Annotated in this window: 26 protein-coding genes; 4 read left to right on the forward strand and 22 right to left on the reverse strand. The window is 34.7% G+C overall.

The genetic code is table 11. The annotated features are described in order from the left end of the window. Nucleotides 1–756, reverse strand: a complete 756-nt coding sequence (gene srtB / locus H8911_RS02760; protein WP_117926549.1) for a class B sortase — start codon at nt 754–756, stop codon at nt 1–3. 69 nt (nt 757–825) lie between these two features. Further along, entirely contained in the window at nt 826–1,545 is a 720-nt protein-coding gene (nagB, locus tag H8911_RS02765; RefSeq protein WP_186998636.1) for a glucosamine-6-phosphate deaminase, read from the reverse strand. A gap of 187 nt (nt 1,546–1,732) precedes the next feature. On the opposite strand from nagB, the gene H8911_RS02770 reads away from it, so the two are divergent. Beyond that, entirely contained in the window at nt 1,733–3,058 is a 1,326-nt protein-coding gene (locus tag H8911_RS02770) for a class II D-tagatose-bisphosphate aldolase, non-catalytic subunit (protein WP_117926541.1), read from the forward strand. 65 nt (nt 3,059–3,123) lie between these two features. Here H8911_RS02770 and H8911_RS02775 read toward each other — a convergent pair whose 3' ends face one another. The 20 genes from H8911_RS02775 to thrC form a co-directional block, all read right to left on the reverse strand. Then, nucleotides 3,124–3,672: a hypothetical protein gene (locus H8911_RS02775; RefSeq protein ID WP_186998637.1), complete on the reverse strand. Its 549-nt coding sequence runs from the start codon at nt 3,670–3,672 to the stop codon at nt 3,124–3,126. A gap of 10 nt (nt 3,673–3,682) precedes the next feature. After that, complete coding sequence (locus H8911_RS02780; RefSeq protein WP_117925990.1) at nt 3,683–4,264, reverse strand: hypothetical protein; 582 nt, start codon at nt 4,262–4,264, stop codon at nt 3,683–3,685. Between the two features lie 138 nt (nt 4,265–4,402). Further along, complete coding sequence (locus H8911_RS02785; protein ID WP_117925988.1) at nt 4,403–5,281, reverse strand: PTS system mannose/fructose/sorbose family transporter subunit IID; 879 nt, start codon at nt 5,279–5,281, stop codon at nt 4,403–4,405. After that, complete coding sequence (locus tag H8911_RS02790; RefSeq protein ID WP_117925986.1) at nt 5,271–6,062, reverse strand: PTS mannose/fructose/sorbose/N-acetylgalactosamine transporter subunit IIC; 792 nt, start codon at nt 6,060–6,062, stop codon at nt 5,271–5,273. The genes H8911_RS02785 and H8911_RS02790 overlap by 11 nt, the downstream gene beginning before the upstream one ends. Before the next feature lie 24 nt (nt 6,063–6,086). Then, nucleotides 6,087–6,563, reverse strand: coding sequence for a PTS galactosamine transporter subunit IIB (agaB, locus tag H8911_RS02795; RefSeq protein WP_003863846.1), 477 nt, complete (start codon nt 6,561–6,563; stop codon nt 6,087–6,089). A 239-nt stretch (nt 6,564–6,802) separates the two neighbouring features. After that, complete coding sequence (locus tag H8911_RS02800) at nt 6,803–7,969, reverse strand: M20 family metallopeptidase (RefSeq protein ID WP_186998638.1); 1,167 nt, start codon at nt 7,967–7,969, stop codon at nt 6,803–6,805. 121 nt (nt 7,970–8,090) lie between these two features. Further along, complete coding sequence (agaF, locus tag H8911_RS02805; RefSeq protein WP_117925979.1) at nt 8,091–8,522, reverse strand: PTS galactosamine/N-acetylgalactosamine transporter subunit IIA; 432 nt, start codon at nt 8,520–8,522, stop codon at nt 8,091–8,093. 36 nt (nt 8,523–8,558) lie between these two features. After that, a complete protein-coding gene (locus H8911_RS02810) occupies nt 8,559–9,737 on the reverse strand; it encodes an SIS domain-containing protein (RefSeq protein WP_117925977.1) in 1,179 nt (392 codons plus the stop codon). A gap of 139 nt (nt 9,738–9,876) precedes the next feature. Then, nucleotides 9,877–10,728, reverse strand: a complete 852-nt coding sequence (locus H8911_RS02815) for an aldose epimerase family protein (RefSeq protein WP_186998639.1) — start codon at nt 10,726–10,728, stop codon at nt 9,877–9,879. Between the two features lie 23 nt (nt 10,729–10,751). After that, nucleotides 10,752–11,510, reverse strand: coding sequence for a Cof-type HAD-IIB family hydrolase (locus H8911_RS02820; RefSeq protein ID WP_186998640.1), 759 nt, complete (start codon nt 11,508–11,510; stop codon nt 10,752–10,754). 214 nt (nt 11,511–11,724) lie between these two features. After that, the gene (locus H8911_RS02825) at nt 11,725–12,570 is read right to left on the reverse strand and encodes a patatin-like phospholipase family protein (protein ID WP_117925971.1); all 846 of its coding nucleotides are present in this window, start codon (nt 12,568–12,570) and stop codon (nt 11,725–11,727) included. After that, complete coding sequence (locus H8911_RS02830; RefSeq protein WP_117925969.1) at nt 12,563–13,726, reverse strand: NAD(P)-dependent malic enzyme; 1,164 nt, start codon at nt 13,724–13,726, stop codon at nt 12,563–12,565. The genes H8911_RS02825 and H8911_RS02830 overlap by 8 nt, the downstream gene beginning before the upstream one ends. A 9-nt stretch (nt 13,727–13,735) precedes the next feature. After that, nucleotides 13,736–14,932 (reverse strand): peptidase T, encoded by a 1,197-nt coding sequence (gene pepT / locus H8911_RS02835; protein WP_117925966.1) that lies wholly within the window; start codon nt 14,930–14,932, stop codon nt 13,736–13,738. 13 nt (nt 14,933–14,945) lie between these two features. Then, on the reverse strand, nt 14,946–16,544 hold the full coding sequence (locus H8911_RS02840; protein WP_186998641.1) for a putative manganese-dependent inorganic diphosphatase: 1,599 nt from the start codon (nt 16,542–16,544) through the stop codon (nt 14,946–14,948). Nucleotides 16,545–16,623: 79 nt separating this feature from the next. After that, complete coding sequence (locus tag H8911_RS02845) at nt 16,624–16,908, reverse strand: HU family DNA-binding protein (protein ID WP_003863836.1); 285 nt, start codon at nt 16,906–16,908, stop codon at nt 16,624–16,626. 50 nt (nt 16,909–16,958) lie between these two features. Then, on the reverse strand, nt 16,959–17,507 hold the full coding sequence (locus H8911_RS02850) for a Maf family protein (RefSeq protein WP_117925962.1): 549 nt from the start codon (nt 17,505–17,507) through the stop codon (nt 16,959–16,961). Continuing rightward, nucleotides 17,504–18,193 carry a TIGR01906 family membrane protein gene (locus tag H8911_RS02855; protein WP_117925960.1) on the reverse strand — a complete coding sequence of 230 codons (690 nt, stop codon included), beginning with the start codon at nt 18,191–18,193 and terminating at the stop codon, nt 17,504–17,506. The genes H8911_RS02850 and H8911_RS02855 overlap by 4 nt, the downstream gene beginning before the upstream one ends. Continuing rightward, nucleotides 18,193–18,627, reverse strand: coding sequence for an ACT domain-containing protein (locus H8911_RS02860; RefSeq protein ID WP_117925958.1), 435 nt, complete (start codon nt 18,625–18,627; stop codon nt 18,193–18,195). The genes H8911_RS02855 and H8911_RS02860 overlap by 1 nt, the downstream gene beginning before the upstream one ends. Then, entirely contained in the window at nt 18,620–19,492 is an 873-nt protein-coding gene (gene thrB / locus H8911_RS02865) for a homoserine kinase (protein WP_186998642.1), read from the reverse strand. The genes H8911_RS02860 and thrB overlap by 8 nt, the downstream gene beginning before the upstream one ends. Continuing rightward, the gene (thrC, locus tag H8911_RS02870) at nt 19,485–20,957 is read right to left on the reverse strand and encodes a threonine synthase (protein WP_186998643.1); all 1,473 of its coding nucleotides are present in this window, start codon (nt 20,955–20,957) and stop codon (nt 19,485–19,487) included. Before thrC ends, thrB begins: the two co-directional genes overlap by 8 nt. Before the next feature lie 90 nt (nt 20,958–21,047). On the opposite strand from thrC, the gene H8911_RS02875 reads away from it, so the two are divergent. The 3 genes from H8911_RS02875 to H8911_RS02885 are packed head-to-tail and all read left to right on the forward strand — an operon-like array spanning nt 21,048 to nt 24,464. Then, a complete protein-coding gene (locus tag H8911_RS02875) occupies nt 21,048–22,160 on the forward strand; it encodes a homoserine dehydrogenase (protein ID WP_186998644.1) in 1,113 nt (370 codons plus the stop codon). A gap of 4 nt (nt 22,161–22,164) precedes the next feature. After that, on the forward strand, nt 22,165–23,484 hold the full coding sequence (locus tag H8911_RS02880; RefSeq protein ID WP_117925949.1) for an aspartate kinase: 1,320 nt from the start codon (nt 22,165–22,167) through the stop codon (nt 23,482–23,484). Then, nucleotides 23,481–24,464, forward strand: coding sequence for an aspartate-semialdehyde dehydrogenase (locus tag H8911_RS02885; protein ID WP_186998645.1), 984 nt, complete (start codon nt 23,481–23,483; stop codon nt 24,462–24,464). The genes H8911_RS02880 and H8911_RS02885 overlap by 4 nt, the downstream gene beginning before the upstream one ends. The last annotated feature ends 15 nt before the right edge of the window (nt 24,465–24,479 follow it).

Consider the following 24,479-nt stretch of genomic DNA (forward strand, 5'->3'; position numbering starts at 1 on the left):
TCAATCTTTTAAAACAATATCGTCACTTGTCTTTTCCAGTTGTCCAGTTAAAACAAAACGATGACTCGAATCAAATCCATAATCTAAATCACATGTGGATAAAGAAACAAACTTTTGATCTGTATTCACCAAATCATTGAAGTATGTAGACGACTGTTTCATAGAATCTAAAGTCTCTTGTCTATAATCTCCAAATGACGTTGTATAGAATACACTATCGTCTGTAGTTTTCGCAAATGTAAATACATGACAGTTAAAATTCGCACCTGGTGTTAATAAATAAAATACTGGATGCGATTTAAAAAAATCTTCATCACAATACTTCTTTAACAAGGTAAACATGCCTCCACCTTCAACAGAATGGCCATATATAATGGAATTATCATCTTGAAATTGTGCATTCGCATTCGCATCCAAAAAAATCGAACCTCTATTATTATATTCCCCACTCACTGTATGATTCAAATAATATTCATTATCTTTCGATTGCATAACAGGAAAAGAAATATCACAACCTGGAACATAAATCCATCCTACTATATCTTGATTCTCTGCTTGAAGTGCTGCCCAATCAGGTTCTAAAACATTCTTTACTACTTTATTTTCTCTTTTTTTCTTAATTACTTTTTTTTCTAATTGTTTTGTCTGTGTCGCAACTTGTTGTTTCTGTGAATATATATCCCATAAATTATAGGCACTGTACCCAAATACACAAAGGCTAACGACAAAAACGATTCTATATATCCATTTTTTCATACAACTTAATTTTAACACAAAAAAAAAGGATAGAGAAATGAATTCCCTATCCTATAAAGATAATCGCAATTATTTAGTTAATTTACTAGCAGCAGCTTTATCCAATACAACAACTACATCAGCGTGATTTTGTAATGCACTTGCAGCACATGCAGTATCGATTGGTCCTTCGATCATAGCTTTAATAGCATCTGCTTTATTTTCACCATTAGCCACTAATAATACTTTTTTAGATTTCATAATTGTTCCAATTCCCATTGAAATAGCTTGTTTTGGAACCTTGTTAATATCGTTATCAAAGAAACGAGCATTTGCTTCACGAGTGTTTTCTGTTAAATCAACGATGTGAGTTAATGTTTCAAATGGTGTACCAGGTTCATTGAATCCGATATGTCCATTTTGTCCAATTCCTAATACCTGTAAGTCAATTGATACTTCACTTAAAGCATCTTCATAAGCTTTACAATCAGCTTCTGTATTTCCATAAGGAACATGTGTATTATTTAAATCAATATCAATATCTTTAAATAAGTTTTCATACATAAAAGTATAGTAAGATTGAGGATCTTTACGATCGATTCCTACATATTCATCTAAATTATAAGATTTAATATCTTTATAGCTATATCCATCTTTGTGGTATTGGATCATTTCCTTATATAATCCAACTGGACTAGATCCTGTTGCCAAACCTAAGACAGCATCTTTCTTAGCATCCAATAATTCTTTGATGACTTCAAATGCCTTTGCTGACATTTCATCATAGTTTTCACATACAATAACCTTCATTGTTATCTCCTCCATATTTCTTCTAATATTATAGCATAGCGCTTTCAAAATAAAATGTACATTTTAGTAATGCTTTTGTCATTTTTAACAAATTAGTAATATTTGCACTTTTTAATTAACTTTATGTTAAAAAGAAGAAAAAATGTTAAAGATACTGTATAATAAAAACAGTTAAGGAGGACATACAATGCCTAAACAAAACCCATTATTAAACATTGTTAAAAAACAAAAAGAAGGTAAAGCCGTAGCTATCTATTCATGCTGTTCAAGTAATGCATTCGTTATTGAAGCTGCGATGGAAACCGCAAAAAAACAAGATTCATGTGTTTTAATTGAATCAACTGCTAACCAGGTAGATCAAAATGGTGGTTACTCAGGAATGACACCAAAAGATTTCTTCAACTTCTGTCATGAAAAAGCAAAAGAAGCTGGATTATCAAGTGATCGTATTTTCTTAGGTGGGGACCACTTAGGACCATTAACAGTCGCAAACAAACCGGAAGCAGAAGCTATGGAATACGCAAAAACATTAGTACACGACTATGTTCGTGCTGGTTTCACTAAAATTCATATTGATACAAGTATGAAAGTTGCTGATGATGATCCAAATACTCGTTTAAGTGATGAAACAATTGCTCGTCGTGGAGCTATTTTAGCTAAAGTTTGCGAAGAAGCTTACCAAGAATTACTTCAAGAAAATCCAGAAGCGATTCACCCAGTATATATCGTCGGTAGTGAAGTTCCAATCCCTGGTGGAGCACAAGAAGAAAATGCTGGTATGCAAGTTACAAAACCTGAAGACTTCAAAAGTACTGTAGCTACATTTGAAAAAGCATTTGATGATATGGGAATCGCAGATGCTTGGAACCACGTTATTGCTGCTGTTGTTCAGCCAGGTGTTGAAGAAAAAGATGCCGGATGCGAAGAATACGATCGTGAACGTGCTAAAGATTTAATGGCAAGCATTAAAGATTTTGACAAATTAGTATTTGAAGGACACTCAACTGATTATCAAACTAAATACAAATTACGTGAATTAGTAGAAGATGGTGTTGGCATCTTAAAAGTTGGTCCTGGACTTACTTATGCCGCTCGTGAAGGAATCTTCTCATTATGCATGATTGAAGAAGAATTGGCTGCTGTTTATGGATTTGAAACGAGTCATTTCCGTGAAGAATTAGACAAAGCCATGTTAGCAAACCCTGGTAAATGGGCTCCATATTATCATGGAACAGAAAATGAAATTGCATTCAAACGTAAATATTCATTCTCTGACCGTTGCCGTTACTATTTACCTCAAGAAAATGTTAAGAATGCTTTAGCTAAATTATTGGCAAACTTAAAAGAACACCCAGTACCATTACCATTGCTAAGTCAGTATATGCCTTTCCAATATACATTGGTACGTGAAGGTAAATTGAACAACACACCTGAAGATTTAATTAAAGCTCGTGTTATGTATACAATTGAAGAATATACTTATGCTAGTCACCAGGAAGAATTAGTTCGCTAAAACAAATATTGCGCATCTTATAGATGCGCATTTTTTTTTGCAAAAAAAAGGTTCAACCGAACCTTTTACTTACTCTTTCTTGAAATCAATTCTTTAGCATGATATAACGCAAAGATAAATGTTAATGCACTAATTACATAATTAAGAGTTAACATCCAACCTGTATAGTTTTCGTTATATGCATTAATAATAATCAATACAGCTAACGCTAATAATAGAACCATTTTCAAAATAATTTTATTCGTATCTAAAGTTTTAATAGAAGCTTCACTCTTCATTTTTTCATTACACTTAAAGTTTTCAACGCGAGCTAAGCTTTTCAAGAATCGTCTAAATCTAAATTCTAAAAATCCATATACTCCAACACCAGCTAAAACACATAACCAGATAGGCATATCAAACATCAACATCAAAATGAATCCGATAGCTCCCATCACAAAGCGCATACTGAATTGTTTATATCGATCTTCATTATTTGCTAAAATATATCCATTTTTAGAAAACACATCATAATATACCGCTCTTCCACGTTCATCTTTATAAACATGCCAACCAGATACATTACCCTTTAAATCAGTTTCCTGTTTTTTTCTTGTCTTTCTTCCTTCTGCCATAACTATCTCCTTACCACTCAACTACTTCTTCTAGTTCTTCTTTTTTTAGATTTTGTCGTTTCTCTTCTTCTTTAAAATCAACATAATCTGTATATGGTGTCAGACAACCATTATCCTGCGGTTGATCATGACCATCCATATGTACCATTATTTTGTCAAGAATATCGGTTTGTGTCAACTTTTCTCCAACTTTTGAAGCTTTCAAAAAACTTGGAGCACGACCAATCTCCATAAACATCGTTTCTAATTCAGCATAATCTGCTACATGAATACCTTCTGTAAAATATTCTAATTCCTGTAGCATCATTTTGCAGAAAGTTTTCACATCACGCATATCAACATTGCCTCTAAAAATAATGAAAACCTTATGATCATTTGTCACTTTTAATGGTTGAGACATTGTAAATTTATTCTGGATTGCCTTATAAACTTCTTCCCTTGTCTTTTCCATATACTCTAAGTAATAAGGTTTATCCTCTAATTCCTTATTATTATATATATTGAAATAAATTGTATTGTATACTCCACAATGTCTAAAAATTGTTCCTTTAATACTTGTTGCATAAAGAACTGGATATTTTTTATCAGCCATAATTTGTACCTCCTTAATTTCATTTTTAAATCATCAAAAAATTTTTTAATGAGCTAAAAATAAAATTAAAGGTTGTAAGGATATAATCCGTTACAACCTTATATTTGAGAGAAAATATTCTAACTTCGTTAGATTAGCCTACGCAACTACTGACCATGGAACTGGTACTAGAGGTGTATATGAACCTGCCCAGATTCCGAATGCAGCTCCAACAATACCGATTACTAAGAATAATGCGATACATTTTACTGGAGTCCAGTTTTTCTTCTTAATCAATACATAGCACATCATAGTGAATGCGAATGCGATTAAGCAAGGTAAAATCATATTTAAGTAGTTTTGGATTACAATTGGATCACCTTCACCATTAGCGATTGAGATACCTAATTTAGTTCCTCCACCATAGTTAGAAATTAAAGCACCAACAACGAATACACCTAATACACTTGCAGCGTGAGTGAATGCTTTAGCGTTAGCAGTCATCATCTTAACAGCAGTTAAACCTAAGTTGTATGACCAGTACATTAAAGCATAACGTAAAACCATTTCAACACCGAATGCGATAACGAAGTATAAGATTGGTCCCATGATACTTCCATCAATAGCCATGTTTGCAGTTAAACCAGCAGTGATAGGAATTAATGTATACCAGAACAATGCGTCACCAATACCACCTAATGGAGCAGCAGTTGAGATACGTACAGAACGAATTGTCTGAATATCCGTTTTTTGTTGTTCCATTGATAATACGATACCCATAACGAATGTTACGAAGAATGGGTGAGTATTAAGGAAATCCATGTTGTGAGTCATAGATGCAGCTAAGTCATCTTTATTTGTGTGGATTTTTTCCAAACCAGGTAACATAGCCCATAACCAACCAGCAGATTGCATACGTTCGTAGTTGAACGCAGCCTGTAATTGGCAAGAACGCCATACCATTTTATTTAAAGTTTGTTTATCTAATCTTGCAGCAGGAGTAGTATCCTTGTAAGAAGTCATTGCATTAGATTCCATCACTTACACCTCCCTGCGCAGCTTTTGTTTCAATAGAAGTAATCTTGAAGTCTAATAATGCGATTGCAACACCGATGAATGCAACTAAGATCAAGCAAGCAGAAGCAGTAGCTTCAACGTTACCAAATAGCAATGCAGTTGCAAAACCACCTAGTAACCATCCCCACAAGTCGTTAGAAAGCATAATCTTTAACAATACAGCGAAACCTACGAAACGCATCATTCCACCGGCAGCACTTAAACCGCCCATGAACCAGCTTGCTTCTTCACTTAAGCTTTGTAAAGCACCAGAAGCAGCAGTTCCACCAACATATGCTAAAATAGCGATTACAGCAAATAAAGTACCTAAGATAGCCATAGAAGTATTACATACAGCTGTAATTCCTTTAGGGTTAGCTTCATTAGCAGCTTTATCAGCTTTAGCCATTAAACCAGACATGATTGTAAATGTTAATGTTACAACGTATTGTCCGAATGTAGCGAAAATCATACAAGCTCCTAAAGCAGCATTAATGTCCATTTTTGCTTTAACAGCGAAAATCATAGCAACAACTGATCCTAATACAGCGTTAGGAGGCTGTGCTCCACCAACTGGCATGTTACCAACCATCATTAACTCATATGTACCACCAACAACTAAGCCAGTGTTTACATCACCTAGGATTGCACCAATAATTGGACAAGCAATGATAGGACGATAAACGATTTCAGTTAATGAGAATTGGTCGATGGCAAAAAAGAATGTTACAATTGCCAATAACACAATTTCTACAATATTCATTTTTCATTTTCTCCTTTTTTTGGATTAACTCCAAAGTTTATTAATATCTTCAGGTGCGATGTCAGGTACACGTTGAATTTCTAATTCAACACCTAATTCTTGCAATTTCTTGAATGCAGCAACATCATCGTCATTTACAGCTACAGTAGTAGCAACTTGACGTTTACCTTCAGACATGTGCATGTTTCCAATATTACATTTTTTAATTGGAACACCACCCTCAACTAGACGTAATACATCTTGAGGTGTTTCACAAATGATGAAGATTTTTTGAGCAGGACTTGCTTTTCCAATAATGTCGATTGTCTTCTGAATTGAGAAGTAACGAGTCTGAGCATAAGCTGGAGCAGCCATGTTCATCAAACCTTGACGGAATTCATCTTTTGCGACAGCGTCATTTGCAACTAATAATAAGTTAGCTCCTAGAACTCCACTCCATTGAGTTGCAACTTGACCGTGAATCAAACGATTGTCGATTCTTGTTAATAAGATATTTGGCATATTCTCTCTCCTTCCTGATAGCGCTTTCTTCTTTAAAGAATAACTATCTTGACTATATTATACATTTTCTATGCATAAATGCTTTACACATTTTAAGCAATTTTTTGCACTTTTTAGTATTTTTTTAATATTTATCACTAACAATTATAAAAATTGGCAAAAAAAATACATAATTATCACAAAATCAATTTAAAAACCCCATTTTGAAAACATTTTCACAAAGTAAAAGAACATGCTAATTAGCATGTCCCTTCTTTAAACTCTTTTTTTGCTTTTTCTAACTTTTCAGGTTCAGTAATCAAATCTAAACCAATTAACGCAATAGCTGTAGCTGCTGTTACTAATCCAGCTTTTCCATCTTCACTAATTGTTGCAGCCGCCATTTCTTTAGAATGACCAGCAACTGAGCAATCTGCGATTTTGATAGTTCCCTGAATTGTTGGACAAACATAACTTACACTTCCAACATCTGTAGAACCACATGGAATTTCATCAACCGGATTAATTTGCTCAACTCCTAGCTCTTTATATTTTTCTGTCAACATATCAGCTAGTGTATAGTTGATTTTTGTATCTTCATAAGGACATTCATACATACTTGTTTTGTAAGTTGTTTGGCTTGCAATACAAGAACCCTTCACACAATCCTCTGCACGAGTTGCAATCTCTTTACAATATGCCATCGTAGTTGCTCTAAAATAATACTCCATACTTGCATAAGCAGGAATTACATTGGCAGCTAAACCTCCGTCGCGAATAATTCCATGAATATATGATCCTGGAGTCACAAATTGACGTAACATTGAAATCTGTGTATATGTACTAATCGCTGCATCTAATGCACTGTGCCCCTCTTGAGGACGACATCCATGCGCATTCTTACCAAAGAATTCATACTTAATTGGTAAAATAGCTAATGATCTAGATCCGACACCATTTTCTGTACTTGGATGAACCATTAAAGCTGCATCTACATCATCAAATACCCCAGCTTCACTCATCTTAACTTTTCCACCAAAGTTTTCTTCACCAGGCGTACCCACAACACGTACTGTTCCACCAATTTCATCAACAACACTCTTTAATGCTTCACCAGCCGCAATACCAATACCAGCAATCAAGTTATGTCCACATCCGTGTCCAACTTCAGGAAGTGCATCATATTCACACATATAAGCAATTGTTGGCCCTTCTTTACCCGATTTATACTCAGCCACAAAATCTGTATCGATCACAACACTCGATTTCACATCGAATCCAGCATCTTCTAAATATTTCACCAATACCTTCTGTGTTTCATACTCCTCAAAACCTGTTTCCGGATTATTGTATAGTGTTTTTACAATATCCATATATGCATCTAAATGCTCTTGAATAGATGCCTCAATTCTAGTTTTATAATCCATTCTAAATACCTCCGTATATGAAAATATCATACCTCATTTTCAGATATTTGAAAAGTTTTTACAAAAAAAGCCAGGCAAAGCCTCTGGTTCAAAAAAAGCCAGGCAAAGCCTAGCTTAAATATTAGATACCATCTGAAAAATCGTCGTTTTGCTCAATGTGTTGGAATACATAACGCATAACTTGATCTTTTCCAACGCTGCAAGCTGATTCAGCTAAAGCATGAACATCTTCAGAGAAAGTACGAGTTAAGTTGATTTCAACTAACATACCTAAGTTTGTACCTGCAACAACTTCTACGTTTCCTCTTGGGAATCCAATTTCAACAGCCGTTTTGAATGGAGAACCACCAGCTAAATCACTTAATACAATGATTCCTTCGCAGTCTTTTAATGAATCCATAGCATCTGTTAATTTTTTTGCTAAATCATCCGTTGAATCTGTGGATTCAAAATCTACAGCAACATATTCTTTTGCATCTCCAGCAATCAAGTTTAAGCTTGTAGTTAAACCTGTCGCAAAGTGGCCATGACCAGTAACAATTAATCCTATCATCTTCTTTTTTCTCCTCTAATTTTCTCCTCTAAATTCTTACTTTGCAGTATATGGGTAAATAGTAACACCCTTAACAACACGGTTTACTTCACCTGTTGGACATGGATTGTCTGGTGTAATCTTGTAGCTCAATGATTTAAATAACGCAATAACCTGAGCAACTAAAATATAGTCAAATCCTAAGAAAATATTATCTTTTGGCGCATCTAAATCAAAGTTAATGAATGTATCTACTAATCCTTCGATTTCAGCATCTGCATGACTAGAAACTGCAACTAAACGGTTCTTTTTGCGTTGTCCACTCATTTCTTTAATAATGTCATATTCATATTGTCTTTGATATTCATCATCTGATAAATAAACAACTGTTAAACATTCATCGTTGATAACTGATTTAGGTCCGTGACGGAATCCCATTGGACTATCAAATGTAGTTGTAACTGTACCAGCAGTTAATTCACAAATTTTTAATTGACTTTCTTGAGCAATACCCTTCAATGTATTTGCACCTAAGTATACAATACGGTTAAATTCCGCAAAGTCAGCAACTAAATTTTCACATACTTTGTATCCTTCATCAACAAATTTTTGTCCTTGAGCGATAACACTCTCCATTTCTTTTGCAACTTCATCAATATCATCTAAACGGAAACATAATAATGCAGCCAACATCATGTTAGAGAAACTTGAAGTCATTGCGAAAGACTGATCATGAGTTTCTGGTGTTAAGTTAATATCATAAGCATTGTCACGAGTAGCAGCCGCTTTTGCTAAAGCCCCATCTTTGTTACATGTAATGAATAAATGATACACATTTTCCTTACATACTTCATCAGCAACTTGTACTGAGCCAACACTTTCAGGAGAGTTTCCTGAACGACCAAAGTTCACTAATAAAGTCTTTTTGTTTCTTGATAAATAGTTTTCTGGAGTTTCTACTAAATCAGTAGAAGCATATGATTTTGCATGGTAACCAGTATAACGGTTAACATATGAATATAATGCATTACCTACATATTCACTTGTTCCAGCACCTGTAAACACGATATCACAATCTGGATCACTTAATACAGGTTCCATGAATTTCTTTAAAGCTTCCTTTTCATTTTTAATTTGAGCAATTGTTTTTGCCCAAGTGGCAGGTTGTTGGTAGATTTCCTGTGCAGTAAAAATACCACTTAATTCTTCCCAAGTTGATTTTTCTTTTCCGAACATTTTTCTTTCTCCTTCTGAACTAATTTCATTATAACTGTTTTTAACCAAAATAAAAGATTTTAGGCGAAAGTAAACTAAAAAGTGCAAATTTGTTCTTTAAAAATACAAATTCTTATTAAAAAAGAAGGATTTCTCCTTCTTAAAGTACCTCGATCCAGTATGAACAAGACCACACTTCATTTGGTTTTAAAACCATAGTTCCTTCTCTATGATAGAAATCTGGTGTTTCTTTTTCGAAATCCCCATGGGAATACCAAGGTTCAATGCATAAGAAATCCGATGCACTATCATGAGTCCATAAAGCCAAATATGGATATCCCTCAATCGATACGCGAACCACTTCTTCATCTCCATGTTTTAAAGTTACATAATTTGATTTTAAATCCTTATAAATAATCGTCGCATACTTCTTTACATCTTCTCTAGATAATTTCCATTCTTTAAATGCAACATCCTGATACTCTACATTCTTTTTGTAGCTAGGATCAAACAACAATTGTTTCGTATTTTCTTCTTTTTCAAATACCAAAGTATACGTAGAAAACTCATCATCCAATTTAAAGGCAGGATGCAAACCAAACCCAAAAGGCATGTCCTTAGAGTCATTATTTTTTACATGATACTGAATTAAAACTTTATTTCCATCCAATTTATATCCAATCTCAAAATGGAAATTAAAAGGATATTGAGCTAACGTATCCTCATTCGCATCTAAGCTAAATACAAGTTCATCTTCTTGACTTTCACCCTTTAAAGTCGCATAACGAATCAATCCATGATTTTTCATCGCATATTTTTTACCATCAATCTCATAATCCTTTGTATATGTATTTCCTACCATTGGAAATAAAGAAGGATTTCTACCAGACCACCCCTGATCTCCTTGATATAAAGTTTCATGATCTGTACTCTTCTTTACTAAGTGCAGCATTTCGCCACCCTTTCCAGCACACTCTAATTTCAATACATCATTCTCTAAAATATAAGCCATCTTATTCTCCTCCTATTCAGCTTTTATTTTCCCATTAAGAAATTGTAGATACCATCCTCATCCACTCTTCCAATTACAACATCACTAACTTCTTTTAATGCATCACATGCATTGCCCATCGCAACACCCACGTCGGCAAGCTTCAACATATCAATGTCATTGGTTCCATCCCCAAAACAATACGTTGTTTCAAATGCATGAGCAACCATGATTTTTTTCACAGCCGTTGCCTTATCTACTTGATTCGCACGCAATTCAAAACAATCCGGATATTCAACATACCCTAAATCCTTGATCAAAGGTCTTAACGCCTCTTTTGTTTCTCCTTGGCAAAAAAGTAAAACGTTCAACACTTCATCCTCTTTATAAGGTTTATAAACTGGACTGTTCAGATACAATTCAAAGTATATATTATGCGCAAAACTAGAATATGGCATACCAAAATAATTTCCCCCTCTCGTACTATAACGATATTCCAAGTTTCGTTCCTTACAAAATTGATCTATACTTCTCATTTTTTCTTTTGGAATGCAATTCATTTCAAGAATCTCTTTTTGTTTATCCAAAATCAAAGCGCCACCATCACTGATCATACAATCAAATTGAAATGAACGCATACAAGAAGGAAGATTCTTTAATTCAGATTGACAACGACTCGTTGATAAAGCTACAAAGTGTCCTTGGCTTTGTAGTTCATTTAACATTTTAAAAGTTTTCTCACTCACTTCATGGAACCTGTTATTATAAAGTGTTCCATCCATATCAAAAAAATAACCATTCATATCTTAATAATAGCCTCTTTCTAATCTTTTTAAAAGAATTTTTGATTTTTAATAATAAATTCACATTGAACCTCTATAATTAGAAATGTGACTACAATCTCTTTTCTAGTAGTTTAAAACATATAACACTTCGCACAATGTGGTCACTAATGCCGCAATACACCTCCTTAAATGATTGTTGTGGCAAAAGAAAAACCTGGAAATCCAGGTTTTTCTATTTAATGAATTCTTTAATCTGATCTATACACTTTAGAGTTTCATCATATCCTAATTGAAACCAAGGACCCAATTTTTCTGGATCTGTTGTATAACGAGTGACTCCAAGATCTTTATGAGGACGCAAAACCAATGCCTTACCCTCTTTTTCAAGTTCAGCAATCTTATCCCACTGTTCCTTATAGCGAACATGACGATTTCTTAAATCATCTGTAATTTGTTTATCCTTATAAACCAAGTTTGACAGCCACAATTGCCATTTGGGAGCCGGCTTACGAACATAGCCCTCTTCCTTTGTAGAAATCACTATATGCTTATCGTTTCCAGCGCGAAGACTTTGTTCAATGCTAATCATATCTACAAGACCAGCGTCCATCCACATTTCCCCATTAAACTTATAAGGTTTAGCTAGAAGCAACAAAGCACAACTTGCCTTGATCAACGTTTCATCTTTATCAATATAACTTTTATTAAAATATTCTACCTTATGTGTTTTTAGATTATACAATCCTACTTCCATTTGCGTTTCACTATTTTGGAAAGCTTCTAAATCCAATGGAACTCTAGACTCAATAAAATCATACGTAGCTTCAATACCAAAGATCGAACCTTCTTTAAAGAATGGTCGCCATCCAACTACACCCTTTTGACAAGGTGCATCAACACCTGTAACCTCTAAACGATCTACCTGTTTTGAAACATAACTCAATAAAATTTCTGTACCCGCACTAATTCCTACACAATAAGGAAGAATAATGTCGTGTTCGAGTAAACATTTTAATACTCCTGCAGAATAAGCAGCCTTAGTACCTCCACCTTCTGCAACAATACCAACTCTACTCACGCACTACACCACTTTCTTTTGCCGCATCTGCAACTGCTTGAGCCACAACATCTGCAACTCTTGGATCTAAAGCGGAAACAATAATATGTTCACTATCCAACATATCTTCTGTAATCATTGAACTGATCGCATAAACAGCCGCTTCTTTCATCGCATCATTGATACAAGTTGCACCTGCTTTTAATGCACCTTTAAAGATACCTGGGAAAGCCAACACATTATTGATTTGGTTTGGATGATCACTACGACCTGTACCCACAATATAGGCACCAGCTTCTTTTGCGTCTTCCGGCTCAATTTCAGGCACTGGATTCGCCATTGGGAATACAATTGCCTTTTCATTCATAGACGCAATCATTTCTTTAGATACGATATGACCTGCACTAACACCAATAAATACATCTGCACCAACTAACGCATCCTTTAAAGAACCTGTTTTTCCTTCTTTATTTAACTTATCAATCAATCCTCTTTGACCACTTGTTAAATCCATATCAGCTGTTAAGATACCTTGCTTATCCACTAAAATAACATTACCCAAACCAATCTTTAAAATCAAAGTCGCAATCGCAACACCAGCACTGCCCGCACCATTGATTACGATTGTTGAATTTTGTTTTTCAGCCAATTTCAAAGCATTTACCAAAGCAGCACAAACTACAATAGCTGTACCATGCTGATCATCATGGAAAACAGGAATATTCATTTTTTCCTGTAATCTTTTTTCAACTTCAAAACAACGAGGAGCCGCAATATCTTCTAAGTTAATTCCACCAAAGCTTGGCTCTAAGCTCGAAATAATCCGAACCAATTCATCTGTATCTTGTGTATTCAAGCATAATGGAACGGCATCCACATTTCCTAGCGCCTTAAACAATACACATTTACCTTCCATTACCGGCATACCTGCTTCAGGACCAATATTTCCTAATCCCAAAACCGCACTACCATCACTAATAACCGCAACAGTATGTGCTCTACCCGTATAGACATAACTGTTCTTTTTATCTTTTTCGATTTCTAAACAAGGTGCCGCAACACCCGGTGTGTAGGCAATCGATAAATCATCTCTATTTTCAATCTTCATTTTTGGAACAGTTTCTAATTTACCATTCCACTTAGCATGTAGCCTTAAAGCTTCTTTAGCGTAATCCATGACAACCTCCTACTCAACGATTTTTAATACGATTTCAACCATCTTTTCCATCTTTTGAATACTTGCGAATTCAAAACGACCATGATGATTAAATGAACCCGTACCTAAGTTTGGACAAATTAATCCTCTTGCCGTCAACATTGCACCATCAGTTCCACCACGAATTGGTGTACTAACTGGTGTTACATCACATTGACGCAATGCATATTTTGCCTTATTCACACTACGCATATCCCCATGCATATATTGACGCATGTTTTCGTATTGATCACGAATCGATACATGAACACGATTTCCGTATTTTTCATTCATCTTATCCGCAATTGCTTCCATCTTCTGTTTTTGTGCAATAAAACTTTGTTTACTGTGATTACGAAGAATGTAAGTTAATTTTGCATCTTCACAAATTCCTTCCATATCCACTAAATGATAGAATCCTTGACGCCCCTGTGTATGTGAAGGTGTTTGTTTTTTTGGAAGACTCGAAGCATATTCCATTGCTAATAAACTCGCATTGACCATACGATCCTTAGCATCTCCAGGATGAATGCTTGTACCATCAAATGTGACAATAGCTTGTGCTGCATTAAATGTCTCATAATCAACCGAATCAATACGATCACCATCAATTGTGAACGCGTAATCCACGGTAAACTTATCTAACTCAAAGTTTTCGACACCACGACCTACTTCTTCATCTGGAGTAAAGGCAACCGCAATAAATCCATGTTCTTTTTCTGATCGAATCAACTGTTCCATAGCCTCTAAAATAATCGCAATTCCTGCTTTATCATCTGCACCAAGTAATGTCGTCCCATCTGTAACAATCAAATCATCTCCAATGCAGTTTGCCAAAGCTGGAAATTCTTCTTTAGACATGGAATACTCTTCATTTAATTGAATTGTATTTCCATCATATTTTGAAATTACACGACACTTTACATTCGCCCCCGTAATTTCAGTTGCCGTATCCATATGTGCAATAAACCCAATACGATCCATCTTCTTATCTGTATTCGCATTTAGGTATGCATACACAATACCTGTATCGGTTAATTCAACAGAATCAAAGCCTAATTTTTCACATTCAGCCTTTAGTTCACGAGCTAAAATCAATTGTTTTTCAGTGCTAGGTGCACTTGTGCTTTCTTCACTTGACTGTGTGTCAAATGATGCATAATGCATTAATCTTTTTTCTACTGCCATATTAAATCCCCCTTTATGCCAGTTCTTGTGCTAAACGAGGCACAATTTGTTTTTTACGAGAAACAAATCCTTGATCCTTGAATTCTTCTACAACATCACGAACAAAATGCGATAACTTACCTACATATAAGAAACGTGAACCACGACCTTCGACATTAGTGATAACCATCAACATCAAGTCATATTCATGTATCGTGTTTTGTTCATCCATGTACTTCAAGAAATCCTCTTTAATTTCATCCACAATACTCAAATCAAACGTAAAAACCTGACTTACCGCAATATGATATCCACTCAACATATATTCTTTAACATCATTGTAAAGAATATTCTTGAATTCTTTTCCACGAATCGTAGCCGTATTTTCGAATAATTCTTTAGCCATCGCATCAAAATCAATATCATATTCACTTGATAAACGCTTTGCCAAATTACAATCAATTGTCGTACATGTTGGTGAATTAAAATTCATTGTATCACTAATCATGCCATACGCAATCAATTTTGCGATGATCTCAGGCATTTTAACACCATATTCTGCATACATCAATCCAACAATCGTACAAGAACTACCTACTATCATATTTCTAAATACAATTGGACGATCTGTTTCAATATCACCAATACGATGGTGATCCACAATCTCTACAATATTCGCCGTTTCAATATCGCTGATACTCTGTTTCTTTTCATTATGATCCACAAGAATAAACTGTTTCTTTTCAGCCTTCAATAAGTTATATCGAGCGACAGACCCCAATATTTTTTTCTGGAACACAACAGGATAAGATGAGTGACGCGTCTTCAACATTTCACGTTCCACATCCTCTACATATTCACTTTTATTAAAGCGAATCACTTTATTAGCCGGAGTCATAATCAATTCAACCGGAATCGAACGATAAATCATTTGAATGATTTTCATAATATTATAAGGCGTACTAATTAAAGTAACTCCCATTTGTTTTGCCATTTCAATAATATAGCTATTTGGAACAAAATTTTCTGCCACGACAATAACAGCACAACCCTTTGCCATACTCTTGATCATACTATCTTCATGATCATTTAAAACCATGATGGCACCTTTTAGATCTCTATCCATCAAGCGTTTGTCCGCAATACGAACAAATCCACTTCTTTCAAGATTTCCCTTTAAAATAAAAGACCCCTTTACACTGGCAACTAAATTTTCTAATGGTGTTTCTTTTAATAATTCACTCGTAATATTTAAATCCTGCATCTGAATCTTAGAAACATCACCTAAAGTAACCATACCCTTATATTCATTTTTATCATCAACAACATACAAAGTCTTTACATGATTTTCTAAGCATAAATCCCATGCACGACGAATCGTTTGCCCTTCTTCAATTGTCACCGCATCATCAATTTCAATTTCTTCCAACGTTGAACGTGCAGTCGTTAATAAAACTGGCATATTTACATGTAATTTATCTAATATAAATTTAGTTTCTGGATTCAAAGTCCCCAAACGAGCAGCTACCGCATTGATTCCAGTCTGTCTTTTTAATTCTGCAAGAGCTAAAGCAGCACAAATTGAATCTGTATCAGGGTTTTTGTGTCCAATTACATAAATTGGTAAACTCATCGAATTCTCCTCTCAATTATCTTAATTTTGTATTTAATATTATAACATGAAAAAAAAGAAGATTCATTATCGAATCTTCTTACTTAACAGCGTCTTTCAAAGCTTTGCTAGCTTTAAATTTTACAGATTTGCTTGCAGCAATTTCAATTTTTTCCTTAGTAGCTGGATTGATACCAGTACGAGCTGCTCTTTCACTAATTGAGAATTTACCAAATCCGAATACATCTACAGTACCATTATCTTTTAAAGTATCCGCTACTGTATCGAATACGAATTGAACATAAGCTGTTGCGTCTTTTTTTGAACAACCGAATTCTTCAGCCAATTTTTCAGCTAAATCTTTTTTATTAATAACATTAGACATTTACATGTTCCTCCTCTAATTATTACCACGCTATTTTATCATTTATATAACTAGAGTGCAACGTCTTTCATTATTGATTCCACCACATATTTTGGTAAGCCTACCACATTGGTATAATCACCTTCAATATGATCCACAAAATCACATTCCTGTATACCATAAGAGCCTGCTTTATCCATACATTTCCCACTATTTACATACGAAATAATATCTTGTTCTGTAAGTTTCTTAAAATAAACATCTGTCGTTTCGACATGTAAAAAAGTTTGTTTTTTATAGATTACACAAACACCCGTTTTTACTTGATGCCTACGATTTGATAATGCGTTCAACGTCTTTATCGCATCCTCTTTTGATTTTGGCTTACCCAATATTTTTTGATTCAAACATACAATCGTATCTGCCGATATAATAATCGAGTCTGAATAGAATTCTCTTACTTCTTTTGCCTTAGATTCAGCAACCTTTTTTAAAGCCTCATCCAAACCTAAACTTAAATCAAACACTTCATCCTTTTTGGCTGGACAAACAATAAAATCGTAGCCCAAGTCTTTTAATATCTCTTTTCTTCGCGGAGATTTAGACGCAAGTACAATCATCTTTCAAAACCTATCGGTGCCTTTTTCACCATATAATAAATAGCCAATCCACTTGCCAGAGCAACAAAACAAATCACTTTGATTACACAAGCAAGTACTAGCTTATAAAAAATTGTTTCTGGAAGCATACAAATCATGAAATCCGTATTGGGGTCTAACAGCCACAATTGATTCGTAAAGAAAATCGTATGAAACCATGTCCAGAAACTTGTAAAATCTGTAAAGATCCAAAACCCAAAGAACACAAGCATTACTATGAATGTAAACATGGCCGTTAAAAAACCTTTACTCAAATACGCAAACATCAATTCTTTTTCATTCCAGTAAAAATATAAAATAATCAACACTAGAATAATAAGCGCTGTTTTAGCAAACCTTAAAGCATTCTGATACAACGCCTTTACATCCACCATATGACTCGTTTCTTTTTCATTAAAAGTTTCTTGAGATACACCATACCACGTGATATGTCCCTTGATATCATCACGCTTGTCATCTAAATAATCCAACAATAAACGAATACTTTGATTCAAATCTTTCTTAGAAACACCAATATCACTAGCCAAATCCATCTCTTCATATTCAGGAATATAAAAATCTGGATTTAATGCTGTACTCTTGATACTAAACACAACACAAACAATGATAAAGCACCAGCCAAATATAAAACTTAAAACACGTCTCATTATTCTACAGCTACCAAATCAGCCTTTTCTACCATTGGCATAGCCTCAATCAAACTGACTAAAGACTGAATACCGATTTCTAAATCACTAATATCTAAAGTAAGTGCTACGTTGGCAATTCCATTAATAGGAATCGTTTGGTTAATAGCTAAAACATTAACTTGTTTTACAGATACTAAAGATAAAACTTTAGAAAGTGTGCCCTTTTCATTTCTTAAAATCATCGAAATAATTGCCTTACGATTCGATTGTTCTGCATTAAATGAAAAAACGGCATCCTTATATTTATAATATGTGCCCCGCGAAATACCAACCATTTTAACAGCTTCACTAATTCTTTTTGCCTTGCCCGACTGTAATAAAATACGTGCCTGCATAACTTGTTCTAAAACATCCGGTAAAATATCGCCGCTCACAACATAATATTTACTCATATTTTATAAACGCCCCCTCTTTGGCTATAGTTAAAAATCTATAATCCAATTCACTAAAACAAGATTCTAAAATCTTGGATAATTCAACCAAATGAGATTCTTCTAACGAAACAACCATAATAGTTGAACCACTTCCTGAAATCCACATTGGAAGTTGTTTTGAATCACAATACTTCTTTATCCTATCATATTCCTTAATAAATTGCCTACGATATGGTTCATGCAACAAATCCCTACAAGAACTTGCAAGTAAAGACTCATCCCCCTGTTGCAAAGCCTGAATAAAGACGAGTGCATGCGATACTTGTGAAACACAATCTTTAAATGCCATACCAGTCGGCAAAACCTTTCTTGACTGAGAAGTTTTTACTTCATAACGAGGTACAATGGCCAAACAGTGATAGTTTGCACATGGAACAAGACTCATTTTCACATCTTCTCTTTCCATAAAACAAGCTGTAGCCTGACCAAAAATAGCTGGTGCTACATTATCAGGATGTCCCTCTATACTTGTGGCAATCTTTAAGATTTCCATCTTGTCCATACCCTTTTTAAACCATGCATCACAAGCTAAGATTCCCGCAACAACACACGTTGAACTTGAACCCAAGCCACGGGCAAAAGGCACATCTGTATCTATCGTTAGTTTAAAAGTCGGATATCCCAAATGTAAATAGTCACAAGTTGTATAAAAGGCTTGCACGACTAAATTGTTTTGTCCTTTAAATTCACCCGGACAACCTTCTACAATCAACGTATCACTTTCTTCAAAAGTAAAGTGAGCCCACCAGTCTACAGCCATACCAAGACAATCAAATCCCACGCAACAATTTGCGCTTGTTGCTGGGACACACACACTAATCATGGAATACCTCTTTTGTACTTTCACATACCACGTCTTTCATAGATGCTACATCGATAACACGATCATGTAAAACATCTAAGTCTTGAAGTTCCTTTAATTGAGTAGGAATTGCATCTTGACAATATTTTGATAAATCTTGCATAGCCATCCATTCATTATCTTCCGTATATCCTAATGCTTTCAAAACATCTTGACTGAATTTATAAGGTGAAGCTGTAGCCAAAGAAACAATAGGACGATCTTTACATTCTTTTGCGACTTTGTACGCAATGGCCGAATGCGGATCTAAAACATAGTTTGTCTTATCATAAACCAATTTGATTTCTTCACTCGTTTCTTTGTCATCTACACTGCCACACGTAAATAAGTTTTGAATGGTTTTAAAAGTTTCATCATCAATCTGATAACGACCCTTTTCATTTAATTCCTGCATCCATTTCGATACTTTTTGTGTATCCTTATTAGATGCATAATATAATAGTCGTTCTAAGTTTGAACTAATCAAAATATCCATACTTGGTGAAATAGTCTGGATAAAATCTCGATTTCGATCATAGATACCTGTCGTTAAAAAATCTGTTAATACACGATTCGCATTGCTGGCAACATAGAACTTTTCTACTGGCAACCCCATCAAATATGCATAATATCCAGCTAAAACATCTCCAAAATTTCCAGTTGGAACACTAAATGAAACTTTATCCCCTAATTTGATAGCACCTTGATGCACTAATTGTTTGTAGCTATCAAAATAGTAAACGATTTGAGGAACCAGACGACCCACATTAATGGAATTAGCACTTGTCAAAAGAATATTTTGTTTCGCACAATACGCATTCAATTCTTCATCTAAGAATAGACGTTTTACTTGGCTTTGCGCATCATCAAAATTGCCTTGAATTCCAAATACATTCACATTCTTTCCTTTTTGCGTAACCATCTGACGATATTGAATGGCACTAACCTTTTTATATGGATAGAAAACATTAATACCAATATTTTCTACATCACAAAACCCAGATAAAGCCGCTTTACCTGTATCTCCACTTGTGGCAGTTAAAATCAATGCTTTTTGGTTCGTAGTTTTTAAGGCACAGGACATTAATTGTGGTAAAAGAGTTAACGCAACATCTTTAAAGGCACATGTAGGACCGTGGAAAAGTTCTAACACATAAACATCATCTACTTTTTTTACAGGTGTAATCTCTTTTTTAGAGAAAGCATTCGCATATGCATTTTCAACACATGTCACCAATTCTTCCTTCGTATAATCTGTAAGAAGATGTGAAAGTATATAAACGGCATTTTCTTTATAAGACTTTGAACATGTTAAGGATAAATCTAAATGAATTTGATCTAAAGTTGGAAGTACGTATAAACCTCCATCTGGACTCATTCCATTTAGTATGGCTTGCTTGCTGGAAACGCTTTGGTGTGCGTCTCTTGTAGAAATATAATCGTTCATGTGAATCCTCCTTGAAAATCTATATTCCATATGATACAATGTTCACACTTTAAAAACAAGTGTTTTCTAAAAAGATACAGGAGGAACTATATGAACGCAGTTATCTTAGGTTATGGAGTTGTCGGAAAAGGAATTGAAATCCTGGCAAAAACATTGGATGATATCAATATAAAATACGTTTATGTACGTAAAGAAAAAGAAAACCTACCTTATTTTTCTAACAATGAAGATATGGTAGTTCAAGATGATATTGATATCGTTTTTGAATGTTTAAACGGATTAGAACCTGCCAACACATTGATTCAAAAAGCTTTGAAAAAAGGAAAACATGTCATCAGCTCAAATAAAGCTGTTGTCGCAACCTATCTCGATACCTATTTAGAGCTTGAAAAAGAATATGGAGGAAGCATTCAGGTAGAAGCTTGTGTTGCAGGTGGTATTCCATTTATCGATGCCTTATTAAAACTAAAAAGACTTGAACCACTACAAGGCTATGAAGGTATCTTTAATGGCACAAGCAACTACATTTTAGATTCTATGCAAAAAAACAACTTGGATTTTGAAGACGTTTTAAAAGAAGCTCAAGATAAAGGATATGCTGAAAAAGATCCATCTAACGATATTGATGGTGTTGACGTATATTATAAAACAAAGATTTCTAACAGCTTAGCTTTCAACACACCCATCGTTGACATTCCATATTATGCAGGAATTCGTACAATCAAAATGTTGGACATGAAATTCATCAAAATGAACAATAAAGTCATACGTCATTTATCCATATCAAGACAAATTGACGATAAAATTATTTCCATTATCGCTCCATGTTGCATGGATGAAAATGATTTTTTAGCCAATGTTCCTAGCAACTACAACGCACAAAAAATCCTATCTCATAGCTTTGATACACTAGGCTATTATGGTCAGGGCGCCGGCCAATTACCTACAGCGCAAGCCATGGTACAGAATGCTTTAGATACACTTGAAAATAAAGAAAGAAAAATTGTTTATTCAACACCAAAAGAATTTGATACGTCTCTATTAAAAGAAACGTGGCTAATTCGCAGTGATGTTTCCCTAGAGAATTACTATCCTATTCAAAAGAAAGAAGCAAACTATTACTGGATTGAAAACCAGGATATGTCAATCATTAAGAAAGTTAAAGAATTAGATAAAAATAGTTTTATCGCATTATGGAGGTAGTCATATGTTAAAAATCACTAAATTTGGTGGTTCTAGTGTCGCAAATGCTGAACAGTTCAAAAAAATCAAAGCCATCATCCAACAAGATCCAACACGCCGATACATTGTTGTATCGGCTCCTGGAAAACGTTTTGCGGCCGACAATAAAATCACAGATCTGCTTTACTTGTTAGATGCCCACAGAAAATACCATGTTGATGCATCGAGCGTCTTTAAACTCATCAAAAACCGTTTCATCGAAATAAAAAATGAATTAGACCTTAAACAACCCATCGAAAAAGAGTTGGATGCCTTTTACACCAATCTTAACCAAATGTCCCAAGCTGTTATCGTCAGTCGCGGTGAATACTTCTGTGCTAAATTAATGGCTGAATATCTAGGTTATGCCTTTGTGGATGCCAAAGATATTATTCGTTTTAAACTAGATAAATCTATTGACTGGGATGCGACCAGCGCAAAACTTCAAGCTAAATATGCTCAATACGACCACTTTGTTTTCCCAGGCTTCTATGGCACAAGTGCAAATGGACACATTCAAGTCTTCCCACGTGGCGGAGGCGATATTACAGGGGCTATTTTAGCAAAATGTCTTCATGCCGACGTATATGAAAACTGGACCGATGTGTCTGGATTTTTAATGGCCGATCCTACAATTGTTAAAAACCCAAAAGGAATTACTCATATCACATATTCAGAACTAAGAGAACTTTCCTATATGGGAGCTAGCGTTTTACATGAAGAAGCTATTTTCCCGGTTAAAGAAGCTAACATTCCAATCCACATTTTAAATACCAATCGCCCTCAAGACGCAGGTACAATCATCCAAGAACATTCAAAAGTAAAAAGTGGATATCCAATTACAGGTATTGCAGGTAAAAAGGATTTTATGTCTATCTATGTTTATAAAAAGCATATGTCAAATGAAGTCGGTTTCATTCGTAAAGCTCTATCCATCCTAGAAAAATACCACATCAGTATTGAACACATTCCTAGTGGAATTGACTCATTCAATATTGTTGTAGAAAAAAAAGAAATTGAAGAGAGTCTTTATGAAATCTTGGCACACTTCAAAGATGAACTAAAACCAGATAAATTAACTGTCCAAGAGGATTTAGCTTTAATTTCTACTGTAGGTAAAAACATGTCCGATAAGCCAGGTACAAGTGGCAAGTTATTTGGTGCCTTAGGTAAAAATAACATCAACATTGTCATGATTGCCCAAGGTAGTGATGAAATCAATATCACAGTGGGAGTCAAGAAAAAAGACTTCACAAAAACAGTCCAAGTTATATATGATACTTTCGTAGGAGGAAATGAAGAATGACAACAATCGCAATTGCCGGTGCTACAGGTGCTGTAGGACAACAAATGTTAGAATGCTTAAAAGAAAGAAACATTCAGGCTGACCTTAAATTATTGGCTAGTGCCAAATCAAAAGGCAAAGAAATCGATGGACACATTGTTGAAGAACTCACAAAAGAAAGTTTTCAAGGTGTTGACTATGTTTTAGGAGCAACTGGAAATGACATCACAAAAATGTGGATGCCATGGGCCAAAGAAGCAGGATGTATCGTTGTTGATAATTCAAGTGCATTCCGTTTAGACAAAGATGTTCCTTTGGTAATTCCTGAAGTGAACAAAGAAGATATTAAAGGCCACCATGGCTTGATTGCCAATCCAAACTGTGCAACGATTATTGCCCTTGTAGCTTTACAAGCTTTACATAAAAAATACCGCATCAAACGAATGATTGTGACAACATTTCAAGCTGTATCAGGTGCTGGTGTTCAAGGAATTGAAGATTTAAAGAATCAAATTGAAGATGAAAATGTTCCATCAAAAGCTTTCCCTTACCAAATCGCATTTAACTTGATTCCTCAAATTGGAGATTTTGATGATTTAGGCATCTCAAAGGAAGAATGGAAGATGCAAAATGAGGCAAGAAAAATGTGGCACGATGATGCTTTAAAAGTTAACTGTACTTGTGTACGTGTCCCTATTTGGCGTTCTCATTCTGAAAGTATCACCATCGAATGTGAAAATGAAGTGGATGTCAATGAGGCGAGAGAATTAGTATCCAAAGCTGAAGGCGTACTATTAAAAGATGATCCAAAAAATCAAATCTATCCAATGCCAAAGGATACGACAAATCAAGACTTAGTTCATGTTGGAAGAATTCGTAAAGACATCACGGATGAAACAAATCATACATTATCTCTATTCTGCTGCGGAGACCAGATTCGTAAAGGTGCTGCTACAAATGCAGTCCAAATTCTAGAAGAATTATTAAAGGCAAACGATTAATTTCGCTTGCCTATT

The organism is Holdemanella hominis (assembly GCF_014306155.1).
Classification (GTDB): domain Bacteria; phylum Bacillota_I; class Bacilli_A; order Erysipelotrichales; family Erysipelotrichaceae; genus Holdemanella; species Holdemanella hominis.

What these genes read in the sequence shown, in the direction of transcription:
- srtB (WP_117926549.1), bottom strand. Translation starts at nt 756, where the DNA reads ATGAAAAAATGGATATATAGAATCGTTTTTGTCGTTAGCCTTTGTGTA.
- nagB (WP_186998636.1), bottom strand. Translation starts at nt 1,545, where the DNA reads ATGAAGGTTATTGTATGTGAAAACTATGATGAAATGTCAGCAAAGGCA.
- H8911_RS02770 (WP_117926541.1), top strand. Translation starts at nt 1,733, where the DNA reads ATGCCTAAACAAAACCCATTATTAAACATTGTTAAAAAACAAAAAGAA.
- H8911_RS02775 (WP_186998637.1), bottom strand. Translation starts at nt 3,672, where the DNA reads ATGGCAGAAGGAAGAAAGACAAGAAAAAAACAGGAAACTGATTTAAAG.
- H8911_RS02780 (WP_117925990.1), bottom strand. Translation starts at nt 4,264, where the DNA reads ATGGCTGATAAAAAATATCCAGTTCTTTATGCAACAAGTATTAAAGGA.
- H8911_RS02785 (WP_117925988.1), bottom strand. Translation starts at nt 5,281, where the DNA reads ATGGAATCTAATGCAATGACTTCTTACAAGGATACTACTCCTGCTGCA.
- H8911_RS02790 (WP_117925986.1), bottom strand. Translation starts at nt 6,062, where the DNA reads ATGAATATTGTAGAAATTGTGTTATTGGCAATTGTAACATTCTTTTTT.
- agaB (WP_003863846.1), bottom strand. Translation starts at nt 6,563, where the DNA reads ATGCCAAATATCTTATTAACAAGAATCGACAATCGTTTGATTCACGGT.
- H8911_RS02800 (WP_186998638.1), bottom strand. Translation starts at nt 7,969, where the DNA reads ATGGATTATAAAACTAGAATTGAGGCATCTATTCAAGAGCATTTAGAT.
- agaF (WP_117925979.1), bottom strand. Translation starts at nt 8,522, where the DNA reads ATGATAGGATTAATTGTTACTGGTCATGGCCACTTTGCGACAGGTTTA.
- H8911_RS02810 (WP_117925977.1), bottom strand. Translation starts at nt 9,737, where the DNA reads ATGTTCGGAAAAGAAAAATCAACTTGGGAAGAATTAAGTGGTATTTTT.
- H8911_RS02815 (WP_186998639.1), bottom strand. Translation starts at nt 10,728, where the DNA reads ATGGCTTATATTTTAGAGAATGATGTATTGAAATTAGAGTGTGCTGGA.
- H8911_RS02820 (WP_186998640.1), bottom strand. Translation starts at nt 11,510, where the DNA reads ATGAATGGTTATTTTTTTGATATGGATGGAACACTTTATAATAACAGG.
- H8911_RS02830 (WP_117925969.1), bottom strand. Translation starts at nt 13,726, where the DNA reads ATGGATTACGCTAAAGAAGCTTTAAGGCTACATGCTAAGTGGAATGGT.
- pepT (WP_117925966.1), bottom strand. Translation starts at nt 14,932, where the DNA reads ATGGCAGTAGAAAAAAGATTAATGCATTATGCATCATTTGACACACAG.
- H8911_RS02840 (WP_186998641.1), bottom strand. Translation starts at nt 16,544, where the DNA reads ATGAGTTTACCAATTTATGTAATTGGACACAAAAACCCTGATACAGAT.
- H8911_RS02845 (WP_003863836.1), bottom strand. Translation starts at nt 16,908, where the DNA reads ATGTCTAATGTTATTAATAAAAAAGATTTAGCTGAAAAATTGGCTGAA.
- H8911_RS02850 (WP_117925962.1), bottom strand. Translation starts at nt 17,507, where the DNA reads ATGATTGTACTTGCGTCTAAATCTCCGCGAAGAAAAGAGATATTAAAA.
- H8911_RS02855 (WP_117925960.1), bottom strand. Translation starts at nt 18,193, where the DNA reads ATGAGACGTGTTTTAAGTTTTATATTTGGCTGGTGCTTTATCATTGTT.
- H8911_RS02860 (WP_117925958.1), bottom strand. Translation starts at nt 18,627, where the DNA reads ATGAGTAAATATTATGTTGTGAGCGGCGATATTTTACCGGATGTTTTA.
- thrB (WP_186998642.1), bottom strand. Translation starts at nt 19,492, where the DNA reads ATGATTAGTGTGTGTGTCCCAGCAACAAGCGCAAATTGTTGCGTGGGA.
- thrC (WP_186998643.1), bottom strand. Translation starts at nt 20,957, where the DNA reads ATGAACGATTATATTTCTACAAGAGACGCACACCAAAGCGTTTCCAGC.
- H8911_RS02875 (WP_186998644.1), top strand. Translation starts at nt 21,048, where the DNA reads ATGAACGCAGTTATCTTAGGTTATGGAGTTGTCGGAAAAGGAATTGAA.
- H8911_RS02880 (WP_117925949.1), top strand. Translation starts at nt 22,165, where the DNA reads ATGTTAAAAATCACTAAATTTGGTGGTTCTAGTGTCGCAAATGCTGAA.
- H8911_RS02885 (WP_186998645.1), top strand. Translation starts at nt 23,481, where the DNA reads ATGACAACAATCGCAATTGCCGGTGCTACAGGTGCTGTAGGACAACAA.